The organism is Marinomonas posidonica (assembly GCF_043643765.1).
Lineage (GTDB): Bacteria > Pseudomonadota > Gammaproteobacteria > Pseudomonadales > Marinomonadaceae > Marinomonas > Marinomonas posidonica_A.
Genome location: NZ_JBHZSP010000004.1, coordinates 196511 through 209888, shown reverse-complemented (window position 1 = coordinate 209888; position 13378 = coordinate 196511). Strand labels below are relative to the sequence as shown.

The 13378-nt window shown below is 44.9% G+C and carries 8 protein-coding genes and 1 pseudogene; 6 read left to right on the top strand and 3 right to left on the bottom strand.

The window, feature by feature from the left end; all coding sequences use genetic code 11:
* Positions 1-11 precede the first annotated feature (11 nt).
* From ACHUFM_RS06440 to ACHUFM_RS06430, 3 genes and pseudogenes are all read right to left on the bottom strand, one after another.
* On the bottom strand, positions 12-2270 hold the full coding sequence (locus tag ACHUFM_RS06440; protein ID WP_394180682.1) for an ABC transporter permease subunit: 2259 nt from the start codon (positions 2268-2270) through the stop codon (positions 12-14).
* A gap of 118 nt (positions 2271-2388) precedes the next feature.
* Positions 2389-3357, bottom strand: a complete 969-nt coding sequence (locus ACHUFM_RS06435) for a PstS family phosphate ABC transporter substrate-binding protein (protein ID WP_394180680.1) — start codon at positions 3355-3357, stop codon at positions 2389-2391.
* Between the two features lie 375 nt (positions 3358-3732).
* Positions 3733-4869: pseudogene (locus ACHUFM_RS06430) on the bottom strand (ISAs1 family transposase).
* A 369-nt stretch (positions 4870-5238) separates the two neighbouring features.
* On the opposite strand from ACHUFM_RS06430, the gene ACHUFM_RS06425 reads away from it, so the two are divergent.
* The 6 genes from ACHUFM_RS06425 (at position 5239) to putA (ending at position 13366) form a co-directional block, all read left to right on the top strand.
* Positions 5239-5802 carry a YrbL family protein gene (locus tag ACHUFM_RS06425; protein WP_394180678.1) on the top strand — a complete coding sequence of 188 codons (564 nt, stop codon included), beginning with the start codon at positions 5239-5241 and terminating at the stop codon, positions 5800-5802.
* A gap of 299 nt (positions 5803-6101) precedes the next feature.
* On the top strand, positions 6102-6620 hold the full coding sequence (locus ACHUFM_RS06420; RefSeq protein WP_394180676.1) for a TRAP transporter small permease subunit: 519 nt from the start codon (positions 6102-6104) through the stop codon (positions 6618-6620).
* A gap of 3 nt (positions 6621-6623) precedes the next feature.
* A complete protein-coding gene (locus tag ACHUFM_RS06415; protein ID WP_394180674.1) occupies positions 6624-8012 on the top strand; it encodes a TRAP transporter large permease in 1389 nt (462 codons plus the stop codon).
* A gap of 10 nt (positions 8013-8022) precedes the next feature.
* Positions 8023-8982: an NADPH:quinone reductase gene (locus tag ACHUFM_RS06410; RefSeq protein WP_394180672.1), complete on the top strand. Its 960-nt coding sequence runs from the start codon at positions 8023-8025 to the stop codon at positions 8980-8982.
* Positions 8983-9156: 174 nt separating this feature from the next.
* Positions 9157-9930: a helix-turn-helix domain-containing protein gene (locus ACHUFM_RS06405; protein WP_113873143.1), complete on the top strand. Its 774-nt coding sequence runs from the start codon at positions 9157-9159 to the stop codon at positions 9928-9930.
* Between the two features lie 313 nt (positions 9931-10243).
* A complete protein-coding gene (gene putA, locus ACHUFM_RS06400) occupies positions 10244-13366 on the top strand; it encodes a bifunctional proline dehydrogenase/L-glutamate gamma-semialdehyde dehydrogenase PutA (protein WP_394180669.1) in 3123 nt (1040 codons plus the stop codon).
* Positions 13367-13378 lie beyond the last annotated feature (12 nt).

Genomic DNA, 13378 nt, shown 5'->3' with positions numbered 1-13378 from the left:
ATCAGTACTCATTATAGCGACCCGTATTTTTTGCGTAGGTGCTGACGCACGGTTTCAGCGACTGTGTTCACCACAAAAGTGAAGATAAAGAGCACAAACGCCGCCAAGAACAAGATACGATAGTGTGAGCTACCCACCTCAGATTCCGGTACCTCTACCGCCAAGTTGGCAGCCAAAGTACGCATGCCTTCAAAGATATTCATGTCCATAATTGGGGTATTACCCGTTGCCATGAGTACAATCATCGTCTCACCAACAGCACGGCCCATACCGATCATTACGGCAGAGAAAATACCTGGGCTAGCCGTTGGTAATACCACTCGAACCATGGTTTGCCAGTAAGTCGCACCCAATGCTAAAGACCCTTGGGTTAACGCTTTCGGCACACTGAAGATGGCATCTTCGGTAATAGAGAAGATAGTCGGAATGACTGCAAAGCCCATTGCGAAACCCACCACCAAGGCATTACGTTGATCAAAGGTAATACCAAGATCATTAGTTATCCACCCTCGAATATTGCCATCAAAGAAATTCAACTCAATCGCAGGACTTACTGCCAAACAGCCCCAAGCAAGGAAGACTATGACAGGAATCAACAACAATGGCTGCCAACCTTCCGGTACCAACCAACGAATGTTTTGTGGCAAGCGAGACCAAAGGTAAGCAAACAACAGAATACCCAAAGGTAAGACCACCAACACACTGAAGGTCGCTGCTAGGTTTTCTTCCAAGAAAGGGGCAAAGAACAACCCAGCTAAGAAGCCCAAGATAACGGTAGGTAACGCTTCCATCAGCTCGATCACAGGCTTAACTTTACGACGCAAAGCTGGCGCCATGAAATAAGCAGTATAAATAGCACCACAGATGGCTAATGGCACCGCCATTAACATGGCATAGAACGCTGCCTTTAATGTGCCAAAGGCTAGTGGCATCAGGCTGTACTTTGGTTCGAAGTCGTTGTTTGCCGCAGAAGACTGCCAAGTATACGTTGGCTCTTGATAACCCTCATACCAGACTTTACCCCAGATAGAAGACCAAGAGACTTCAGGATGCTCATTGTCCACATAGAAGAAATGCAAACCTTTACTGTCTTCCAGTAGTAAACCATTAGCTCGAGGCGCAAAACTAATCAGTTTCGCCGTAGCATCACTCAACTTTTCGTCGATTACCTGACGAGTAGAAGTGGCGTTATAAATGGCGACCACACCACGATCGTCTAAGGTAGCAAAGCCTTTACGACGTTGCTCCATGGCAACATTCACTAGTGAAACAGGTTGTTTAATGTCGCGGATAAAAGTCAGCTTTTCTTCATTCGTGTCGTTGTTACGAACATTAAACCACTGACTCACGCGACCGGTAGAATCCGCCACCATGATAGATGACTGACCAAGTAAGTAGCTCATCGACACCAATTTGGCATCACCACTCAATAAGGCAATGTTGTCTTTTAGACGAATGTTACTGAAATCACGAAGATCAAATTCGCTCAGCTCACCTGAGTGAGTTGCCACATAAAGATAACGTTGATCACCACTGATCAGAAGGCTGGTCACATCTGCTACAAAAGGAAGCAGCTCACGCTGTTCGCTCAGTTCCACTTCTTCTGTAATGAAGTTAACGTCTTTTGTTACCTTGGTCACCGCACTCTGGTTTTCACCAATGGCCGCTAAAGTAAAGCCTTCATCGCCGTCTCTAAAAGACAACTGTTGAATCGGAAAATCGGCGACATCAATCGCATCTTTACCATATGGGTATTCAACAGCCGGGGTGATTTTACGTTTACCATCAGGGTAAGTAATTCGATAAACGTGTTTCGAAATGATGACTTTACCGTCTTCGTAAGCGAAGGCGAGCAATTGACTGGTATCAGATTCCACCGCAAAAGCCGTTATTTTCTCAGCTCTAGGGTTTTTGACCGTTTTTATGACACTGCCATCAGCCACGGAAAAGAACACTATGCTGCCATTACTGGCAACGCGCATCCCCACTTCAGCTTGCTCTTCAGTGGTCAAATATAAGCTTTCACCTTGATCTGCCGCAGGTAAGCTATAGTTCGCTTCTGGTTCAATGGATGCGCTTGAGAACAAAGGCGCAACTTCATAAAGTAAGTAGAAGCAGATCAAAAGAACAGCGAGAATGACACTGCTGCCTCCGACTGCGATACCCATTCCAGCCATACGGTCTTTCAGGGCGCGAATTTTACGATGACGCTTTAATGCTGGTGTATCAAAATCCAGCTCCGGCATCTGATGGTCAGTTGATTTAGTCATCCGCATTCATCTTTTTGTGTGACATTTTTGTGACAGCTTATGAAACAGAGAAAAGTAGGAGAGCGTTTCAGCCCTCCTACTTTTAATTCTCATTTCATAAGCTCGTTATAGCAACAACTTATTTAATACCCAAAGTTTGTAGGTATTTGTTGGCCACTTTCGCTGGTAGTGGAACGTAGCCGTCTTTTACAACCACTTCTTGCCCCATTTTAGAAAGTACCATTTTCACAAACTCACGCTCTAAAGGAGCAAGTGGCTTGTTAGGCGCTTTGTTTACGTAAACGTATAGGAAGCGAGACAATGGATATTTACCCGTTGCCGCATTCTCAGGTGTTGCTTCAACGTAGTTACCACCTTCTTTCTTCGCTAAAGGAAGCGCACGCACTGAAGAGGTTTTGTAACCGATACCAGAGTAACCGATACCGTTAAGAGACGTTGAAACAGACTGCACAACAGAAGCCGAACCAGGCTGCTCGTTTACAGAGTTTTTGTAGTCGCCTTTGAACAAAGCGTTAGATTTGAAGTAACCGTAAGTACCAGATACTGAGTTACGACCAAAGATTTGAATATCACGGTTCGCCCAAGCACCCGTTAGGCCAGCTTTACCCCAGTTAGTGATGTCTTCTTTGTGACCACCTTTACGAGTAGAAGAGAAAATCGCATCTACTTCAGGAAGAGACAAACCTTTGATTGGGTTATCTTTGTGTACGAACACCGCTAGAGCATCAATCGCAACTGGAATTGCAGTTGGCTTGTAACCGTATTTTTTCTCGAAAGCTGCGACTTCTTTGTCTTTCATTTTACGAGACATTGGACCGAAGTTAGACGTACCTTCTGTCAATGCTGGTGGCGCAGTTGAAGAACCAGCTGCTTGGATTTGGATGTTAACATTTGGGTATAAACGCTTGTAATCCTCAGCCCACAATGTCATCAAGTTAGCCAATGTGTCAGAGCCAACACTTGAAATATTACCAGAAACGCCACTTGCTTTGCTGTAAGACATCAAATTTGCATCAACATCGGCAACAGCGTTAACAGAAACGCCCATTGCTGCTGTTACTGCTAGACCTGCAACTAGTTTTTTCATCACATAAACCTCAGTGGTTGTAATCAAAATATTTATGAGCAACTGCCCATAGCTCGTTCGATGTTGTTCACTATAAAAGGCGAATATGACAAAAATGTTAAAGAATGAAATATTTCAAAAATAAACTCTAGATAGGTTAGTCTCTATTGCACATACACATTAAGCAATATTTTAAATACATCATAGAATTTCTGAACATCAAGAAGTGTGATATCACCAGTATATAGAGTTGCGCCTTGTTTGACGCTTTCTCTGAAAGACTGAGGATTAGTAGACTTATTCACGCCACCTCTAGGGCCTGAATTCAAGTCCGAAGTGCGAAGTGTAACCAGAGTAAGAGCGTGAACATATTTCGATCAGCTCTGCCCATCTCATTTACTCTTCTGCCACGACTTTTAAGCCTGCCGCTAGCACCTTATCCAAATACTCTATGTCCATACTGGCAATTTTTTGTTTGCGCCGGATGCTGGCCTTTTTGCTCGTTTCGGCTCGCAGCATGTTTAAAGCAAAATGCCTCATCGTGGCTAATGTTTCGGCCGATTCTCCGTTATAGATTGGACATTTGTCTTCATTCATCGAGACATCAAGCACCCAATGTAAGCTATTTTCTATGCCTCAATAACCTCGAACTGTTTCGGCAAATCGGGACGTATCTAAATCTGCAGAACTGATGTAATAGCGGTATTCTAAAGAGTATTGCTGGGCTTTCTTTTCAAGACGATAACCCATTGGCGACACCAATGGTTTTCACCCCTGTCCATTCTTCAAATTCCCCTACTAAAGCCGTAGCAGGTAATACCTTATATTCTCTGGCTTCGTAGCGTCCATGCCCCCGGGTAATTTGTATCTGTTTCGGATCAACAGGAAGATAAATACTCTCTGTAAAGCTTGTTTAACCGCACGGTGTAAGCCATCTTGGTTGCCTTTTACCACTAAAAGATAATCACCTTTTTGTGTCACAATCTGCTTTGCAATGTTTTTCTGACATCCCATGACATCAATAGAGACAAGGCTGCCTTTTATATCCAAAAGCCTTAGTAATGCTGGGATAGCCGTGATTTCACTCGATTTTTCTTCTGTCTTTATTTGCCCCATGACGACACCATTGAGTGTGGCGAAGGCACTGACCATGTGGATGGCGGATTGGCGATCCTCTCGGTTATAAGAACCTCTGAGTGTTTTACCATCAATGGCAATGATCTCTCCAGAGGTCAATTTTGAGACAGACTTCGCCCAGTTAATAAAGCATTCTCGAAACTGAGTGGTGTTGAGCCGGAAAATGATACGAGCAATGGTATCGTGAGTGAGCACACCTTGAGGAAAAAGCCCTTTTTCCTGTAACTAGAGGCGATGTGCTTCTCCAAAATCTTCAATATCCTCCCAGCCAGAAGCTCCGCTAACCACACTACAAATGGATAAGAATAGAACATCAAATAGAGAATAGGTGATTTTAGCCGCTTGTCTTGGGTCTTGAATGTTCTTGAAATGCTGAGAAAAAGCGTCAATGTCCAGAGTTTGCCACTTAAAAATTGCGTAGTCTTGATCTAGGCTTATCAGTAAGTCAACTCACTAAACTGACACTGAATTGGTTAAAAAACATTCACGTTCTTGCCCTGGAAAGGCGGCACTTTTTATTTCAACTTACTAGGCACACCACTTTAAATACGCCTGTTTTCAGCTTCTTTACATTGCTCCCTTTATTTGAGCGAGTTAAAATAGCGGTTATTGAAGCTGGTTTTATAAATAAAAAGCATAAGGATGCCGGATTCGAACACGGAATATCATAGGTATGATATTTGGTTTAAGTAAGCAAAAAATTACGGCATAGCCTTTCAGTCACTTAATACGAATTAAGCGGATTTAAGATAAGATGTAAGACCAATGATTGATTTAAAAAACGCAAAAAAAATTGGCAGCGGTAAAACTAGAAATTGCTATCAGCACCCAAACGAAAGCGATAAGTGTATAAAAATACTAAAAGAGCACATGGTAGATGACATCAACCATAGAGAATATAAGTATTACCGCCATTTAAATAAAAAACGTATAACATTTAGACATATACCAAAATGCTATGGTTTTGTTAAAACAACTCTAGGCCAGGGGTTGGTCTTTGACTTGATTGCAGGTTCTAATACAGTCGTTCTTGAAGATTACTTAAGAAGAGAGGACTCTGATAAAAACAGTACTGAGGAATTACTCTCTGAACTTGAACAATATTTATTTGAAAATGCCATTTCTTTTATTGATTCAGGCTTAAGGAATTTAGTCTTATCTAACAACAAGCTGTTTATCATCGACGGTTTAGTGCCGCCGAAAAAAACCATCTTTCCAATTTATGGTTATATTGCACCTTTAACTCGATGGCGCACAAGAAAATCACTAAAGGCAGCAAGGGTTCAAATTAATAGAATTTTTCAAGCAAAAAACTTGCCGAGCCCCTAGTCCAATCTTCAACATGAGTTTCAATGATAGTAAATTTTACTATTTTGTCGTAAAAACCAAACTAAGTAGTACTTTAATAAATAGACTCGACCAAGTCGTGTCTGTTTTTTAGCGTATTCTGTATACTCACTCACTGCATTTACTATCAAAATCACTTAATTCCCTTTAAATACCGTCTAACTTGCCTTTCAAACCTTCTGTAATATTCCCAAGCGATACGTTATCCAATAGACTATCGGTCGGATTTTTCCTGTGGGGGAAGCGTCCGATAATAATGATTAAAAACTGTGGGTATTTTAATGTTTAACAAACTAATTTGCTTGGCTGAGGCCATTTCCCAATACACGGGGAGATGCGTTGCTTGGCTCACATTGATGATGATGCTACTTACCTGCCTCATTGTTCTGCTCCGCTATGGTTTTGGTATTGGCTCCATTGCATTACAAGAATCGGTTCTCTATTTTCATGCTCTGGTCTTTATGTTGGGTGCGGCCTATACCTTCAAAGAAGACGAACACGTTCGAGTGGATGTGTTTTACCGCGACTTCTCTGCAACCAAAAAAGCTTGGGTCAACCTGATAGGCGGGGTTTTCTTCCTGTTACCTTTTACTCTGTATACCGCATACTTAAGCCTAGAATATGTTGGTGCTTCTTGGCGTGTATTAGAAACCTCCCAAGAGCCTGGTGGCTTACCTTTCGTTTATCTGCTTAAAACCCTGATTCCTTTAATGATGGTTAGCCTCATCATTCAAGGTATGGCCGATATTTTAAAAAATCTTGGCGTTATTACGGCCGCTCGCGCTGCTCAGAGGACTTAACCCATGGCTGAATTTTTACCTTTATGGCTGTTTGCAGGCGTTTGTGTTTGCTTATTATTCGGCTACCCAGTGGCATTTTCTCTTGGCGGTACGGCCTTAATTTTTGCGGCGTTTGGTTCATTATTTGGGACATTTGATGGCGTCTTCCTCGAAGCCCTACCAAACCGTTTATTCGGTATTGTTCGTAACGAAACCCTCATTGCCGTGCCCTTATTCGTGTTAATGGGCGTGCTCTTGGAAAAATCCAAACTTGCCGAACGCCTTTTGGAATCCATGGCCATGCTGTTTGGCACCATGCGTGGCGGCTTAGGTATTTCCGTTATTCTTGTCGGTATGTTGTTGGCCGCCAGTACAGGGATTGTCGGTGCAACCGTGGTCACCATGGGGATGATTTCATTACCGACTATGTTACGCCGTGGTTATGACCCTGCACTTGCAACCGGAACCATTTGTGCGACAGGTACCTTAGGACAAATCATTCCACCATCCATTGCCTTAGTACTACTGGGCGACGTGATGTCCAACGCTTTCCAAAAAGCTCAGCTGGAGATGGGAATTTTTTCACCGAAAACCATTTCCGTCGGTGATTTGTTTGTTGGTGCTTTAATCCCAGGTCTCATTCTGGTTGCCTTCTACATTTTGTATGTCATCATCGTTGCTTGGCTACAGCCTCATAAAGCCCCTGCGGTACCACGTGAAGAATTGCGCAGCGGTTCAACTGAGCCATTGGCACTGCAATTATTCAAAGGCTTATTACCGCCGCTGATTCTAATATTTGCTGTACTGGGTTCCATCCTAACCGGTATAGCCACCCCAACTGAAGCGGCAGGCGTTGGAGCACTAGGCGCGGCCCTACTGGCTTGGGTAAGTGGTAAATTGAGCTTAAAAACACTAAAAGAGGCGGTCTACTCCACCACTAAGGTCACCTGTATGGTCTTTATGATCTTGATCGGTGCCTCGTTATTTTCATTGGTATTCCGCGGGTTCGGTGGTGAAGAACTGATTCAAGACTTCTTCTCTCAACTGCCTGGTGGCGTTGTGGGTGCCATGATTGTGGTGATGTTATTGATGTTCTTCCTAGGCTTCATCCTAGACTTCATCGAAATCACCTTCGTTGTTGTACCAATCGTGGCGCCTGTACTGTTGGCAATGGGACTCGATCCAGTGTGGCTTGGTATTATGATGGCAATTAACCTACAAACGTCTTTCTTAACACCACCATTTGGTTTTGCCCTCTTCTATTTACGTGGTGTGGCACCACCAGAAGTCAAAACACAATCCATTTACAAAGGGGTTGTGCCATTTATCATCATCCAGCTGGTTGTCTTGCTGATGCTGTCAATCTGGCCTGACCTTGCTACTTGGTTACCTGAACAAGTCTACGCAGACTGAGGATAGTTTTATGAAAGCAATGCAAATTCAAGAATATGGTCCTGCCAGCGCTCTTGCTTTGACAGAGGCTCCCCAACCCACTCCAGCTGCCGACCAAATTTTAGTGAAAGTCGGTGCTGCTGGGGTAAACCCTGTCGATACCTACATTCGTTCAGGCACGAATAATTACACTGCCAGTTTCCCTCATACACCGGGTTCTGATGGTGCAGGCACCATCTCTGCCATTGGTAGTGATGTCACAGAGTTTACAGTAGGGCAACGAGTTTATTTCAGCCGCAACTTAAGCGGCTCATCGGCAGAGTACTGTGTTTGCGCGACGACACATACCTATCCGTTAGCCGATGCATTAAGTTTCGAAGAAGGCGCTTGCGTAGGCATTCCTTATACCACAGCGCATCGCGCGTTATTTGGTCGAGCCAATGCAAAAACTGGCGATAAAGTACTGGTACACGGCGCCACAGGGGCCGTTGGTATCGCAACGGTTCAACTGGCTCTTGCAGCAGGTATGGATGTGGTTGCCAGTGCAGGAACTGAAGACGGTGCCAAACTGTTACGTGAACAAGGTGTTGAAACTGTCATCATGCACAATCAAGGTGACCATTTAGCGCCTTTCCAGTCTTTGCCAACTGGCTTTGACGTCATCATTGAAATGTTAGCAAACCACAATTTAGATCAAGATTTAAAAGCACTGACCTTTGGTGGTCGAGTTGCTGTGGTCGGAAACCGTGGTACGGTCGAAATCAATCCACGTGACTTAATGGCACGTGATGCAGCAGTATTTGGTGTGGCACTTGCCAATGTCAAACCAGCTGAGCTGGCCTTGATTGCTAAAGCGCTTAAACCTTTGTTTGAAAAAGGCATGTTGAAACCAGTAATTCGCCGAACCTATGAACTCACTGAGCTAGCCCAAGCTCATGACGATGTTCTCAAATCGGGTGCCTTAGGAAACCTTGTTATCCGAGTTAGCTAATTTAACCGGCGCAAAACCCATAACGGCGCGGTCAATTGACCGCGCCGTTTTTATTTGATGTCGTTTTTTCGACGGAAAAGGATGAAAAATGCGCCATCTCCCAAAAAAACACTCTGTCAAAGGCAATCCAACAGGGCTATACTTCTTTTTTAAATTAAATCCTATAGGTGAATTTTGACCTCGTCTGAATCCGATGTATTTAGCCTCCCAAATGAAGCGGATGCCCACGACCACGACTACCATCAATTGGTGATTGTGTTAGATGGCAATACAGACTTCGATATTCAGGGAAAAGGCAAAGAATTGCATTCAGGTGAAGGCTGTATTTTACCCTCGGCCAATTCCCACGCTTTCGCAGGGTTAGGCGAAAACCGCATCATGGTGGTCAACCTGCCAGTCCCACCGCAAAAAAGCATTACCGATGAAGAATATGAAATAGTCTCTCGAATTTTTGATCAGGCCGCCTATTTTGAACTCAGTCCACGTCTGCAAATTTTAGCATCAGCCTTATCAGGGGAATTACAACAGTACCCAGATGATCCAATTTTAGCCCGAGCCTGTGGTAACACCTTGCTTAGCGCGATTCGCCATCAGGTCAACAGCAAAGATGTACGTACTCGTGGTAACCAGTTAGACATCGACAAACTGGACCAATTCATCGAACTTAACCTGTCTCGTAAGGTGCACATTGATCAACTGGCTAACTTCTGCTTCCTCAGTGTCAGCCAATTTCATGAGCGTTTTAAAGATCGCACCGGTATGACGCCTCATCAATATTTGATGCGTAAACGCTTAGAACGTGCCCAAACGTTATTACAGGAAGGCTTTCCACCGATTCAGGTGGCAGAAATGTGCGGTTTCTCCAGCCAAAGTGCGATGACCAATATTTTTTCGCAAACCCTCGGCATCACGCCCCTGCGTTATCAGAAGCAATTTAGTGTTCGATAATAGACAAACGGTCTTTTTCTTCTATCTTTAAGAGAGTGACAGGCAGGTTTCTTTTTACGTTATATCCCTCATAAAAACCGAACTTGTAGGCAAAATACCCTATCGTCGCCCATGAGCCGGATTTTCTTATAAAAAAAAACGATTTTTTCGAAAGACAGTTTCCCCCTTCTGTCACTAAAGTGTGCCCATTATCCAGACATACGCTTTGCTGACTTAGGGATGCAAGTCAACAGCAAGGTGATATGTGCTCTATCACAATGTGCGGCCGTCAAATTAACACGAGATTTATTGCTGCCCGCGGGAGAAAACAACCATGTTTAAAGCGATTGAGGTATTACAACCTAACTTCATTCAAAAGCCACTCAATGAGTTGTGGCAGCTCATATCCCCTCTTTACAAAGCGGACGAAGAAAGCTGGTTAAAAGAACTTTTGCCTTTGGCAAAACCCACGGAAACAGAGCTAGCCAGTCATACTGATGCGGCATCTAAGCTGATTGCGGAAGTGCGTAAAGATGACGACAGCATGTCTATGATTGATGCACTGCTACTGGAATACAGTCTGGATACAAAAGAAGGCATCTTGTTAATGTGTCTTGCCGAAGCACTAATGCGTGTACCTGACAAGGAAACCGCTGACGCCTTCATCAAAGACAGATTAAGTGTCGCAGACTGGGCTTCCCACGCTAAAAATTCAGACTCTTTCTTTGTCAATGCATCCACTTGGGGACTGCTTCTCACTGGTAAAATAGTCACCATGGATGAACGCCAAGATGGCACACCTGCTAACCTAGTGAATCGCATGGTTAATCGAGTGTCAGAGCCCGTCATCCGTAAAGCCATGAACCAAGCTATGAAAATCATGGGGCATCAATTTGTATTAGGTCGTAGCATCAAGGAAGCGTTATCTCGTGGTAAAGGCTATCGCGATAAAGGCTATACCTATTCGTTCGATATGTTGGGTGAAGCGGCGTTAACCGCTGACGACGCTCAAAAATACTTACGCTCATACGAGCAAGCCGTTGAATCCGTTGGTAAAGACACTTACAACAAGGGTCATCGTCCAACCATCTCAATTAAGCTATCCGCACTTCACCCTCGCTATGAAGTGGCTAACGAAGAGCGCGTGATGAGCGAGCTGTTCGACAGCGTCAAAGGCTTAATCGCCAAAGCACGTGCGCTTAACGTTGGCATCACCATAGACGCCGAAGAAGCAGACCGCTTGGAACTTTCCCTGCATTTGTTCGAAAAACTGTACCGTGATGAAGTATCACAGGGTTGGGGACTATTTGGTTTGGTCGTTCAGGCCTACTCTAAGCGTGCTCTACCGGTACTAGCTTGGCTTGCGGCCTTGGCCAAAGAACAAGGCGATCGCATTCCTGTACGCCTAGTAAAAGGCGCTTACTGGGACTCTGAGATCAAACTCTGCCAACAGCGTGGCATTGATGGTTACCCTGTGTACACTCGTAAAGAAGCGACCGACGTTTCTTACCTTGCTTGTGCCCACTTCCTATTGAGTGAACACACCCGCGCCAACATTTTCCCACAATTTGCTAGCCATAATGCACATACCATTGCGACCATTAGTTGCTTAGCGAAGCAGCTGGGTGCTCAAAATGACGAATTTGAATTCCAACGTCTACACGGTATGGGCGATGCTTTATACAATCACCTAATCAAAGAAAATGATTTGTGTGTGCGCATTTATGCCCCAGTAGGCAGCCATAAAGACTTGCTACCTTACCTAGTACGTCGCTTACTGGAAAATGGGGCGAACAGCTCCTTTGTTCACCGCTTGATTGATGCCAGTTATCCAATTGAAGATCTGGTACATCACCCAGTGACGACATTGGAAAGCCGTCAATCTTTGGCCAACCCTCATATTAATTTGCCTAGCAAGTTGTTTGCGGATCGCAAAAACTCTTTCGGACCAAACATAGAAATTGAATCAGATTGGCGCCCTTTCAAAGCGCAGATTGATACCTTCATGGGACAAGAAACGCAATGGCGCGCTTACCCTATTGTTGGCGGTGAAAAAGTCGAAACCGGACAAACACACGCCATCAAGAGCCCATACGACCACGGCCAAGCGGTTGGTGAGATTGATTGGGCAGACCAAACAACCGTGGCTAAAGCCATTGATTTAGCGCAAGCGGCCTTCCCTGCTTGGTCCGCGCGACCAACCTCAGAACGAGCCGATTGCCTAGATAAAATGGCCGACCTCATGGAAGAAAATTACCCTGAATTGATGGCACTTTGTCATCGTGAAGCGGGTAAAACCATTCAGGACAGCATTGACGAAGTTCGCGAAGCCGTGGATTTCTGTCGTTACTATGCACAACAAGCTCGTAGTAACTTTGCGGAACCACACAAGTACACTGACTTCCTAGGCCAAGAAAAACTGGCACAGTTGAAAGGACGAGGGGTGTTTACCTGCATCAGCCCATGGAACTTCCCATTGGCTATCTTCACAGGCCAAGTGGTCGCGGCGCTCGTCGTCGGTAACACAGTCGTTGCTAAACCTGCGGAGCAAACCAGTTTAATCGCGGTACGTGCCATCGAATTGTTGCATCAAGCTGGCGTGCCAGGCGATGTTTTACACCTATTACCTGGTGATGGTGCCAGCGTAGGTGCTCCTTTAACCAACGATAAGCGCATTGCTGGCTTGGCATTCACAGGCTCTACAGGTACCGCACAATTGATCAACCGCACCCTAGCCGCACGTGATGTTGCACCTGTGCCGGTGATTGCTGAGACCGGCGGTCAAAATGCCATGCTCATTGACTCAACGTCTTTACCAGAGCAAGTGGTTCGTGATGCAGTACGCTCGGCCTTTGCTTCAGCAGGTCAGCGTTGTTCTGCTTTACGTGTGATGTTTGTTCAAGAGGATATTGCCGATCGCGTGATTCCAATGATCAAGGGCGCGATGCAAGAACAAAGCGTTGGCTTGCCTTACCTGCACAGTACCGATGTGGGCCCGGTAATTGATCAAAAAGCACAAACGATGTTGCTTGAACACATTGAACACATGACCAAGGTGGGCAAACTAATCGCGCAGACAGAATTACCAACCCTTGCGAACAAAGGCACCTTTGTGCCACCAACGGCCTTTGAGATCGACAGTATTGACCAGTTAACCGATGAAAAGTTTGGTCCTATATTGCACGTAGTACGCTATAAAGCACGTGATCTGAACAAAATCATCGACACCATCAACCAATCTGGTTTTGGTTTAACTATGGGCGTACACAGCCGCAACGAGACCACGTGTGCGCGTATCGCTAACCGCGCTCGTGTCGGCAACCTATACATTAACCGTGACCAAGTCGGTGCCGTAGTTGGTGTACAACCATTTGGTGGCCAAGGCTTATCTGGTACCGGACCAAAAGCAGGCGGACCTCACTACCTACAACGTTTCGCGACAGAACAAGACCTTTAAGGGGAGACAGAT

What these genes read in the sequence shown, in the direction of transcription:
- ACHUFM_RS06415 (WP_394180674.1), top strand. Translation starts at nt 6,624, where the DNA reads ATGGCTGAATTTTTACCTTTATGGCTGTTTGCAGGCGTTTGTGTTTGC.
- ACHUFM_RS06440 (WP_394180682.1), bottom strand. Translation starts at nt 2,270, where the DNA reads ATGACTAAATCAACTGACCATCAGATGCCGGAGCTGGATTTTGATACA.
- ACHUFM_RS06425 (WP_394180678.1), top strand. Translation starts at nt 5,239, where the DNA reads ATGATTGATTTAAAAAACGCAAAAAAAATTGGCAGCGGTAAAACTAGA.
- ACHUFM_RS06420 (WP_394180676.1), top strand. Translation starts at nt 6,102, where the DNA reads ATGTTTAACAAACTAATTTGCTTGGCTGAGGCCATTTCCCAATACACG.
- ACHUFM_RS06410 (WP_394180672.1), top strand. Translation starts at nt 8,023, where the DNA reads ATGAAAGCAATGCAAATTCAAGAATATGGTCCTGCCAGCGCTCTTGCT.
- putA (WP_394180669.1), top strand. Translation starts at nt 10,244, where the DNA reads ATGTTTAAAGCGATTGAGGTATTACAACCTAACTTCATTCAAAAGCCA.
- ACHUFM_RS06435 (WP_394180680.1), bottom strand. Translation starts at nt 3,357, where the DNA reads ATGAAAAAACTAGTTGCAGGTCTAGCAGTAACAGCAGCAATGGGCGTT.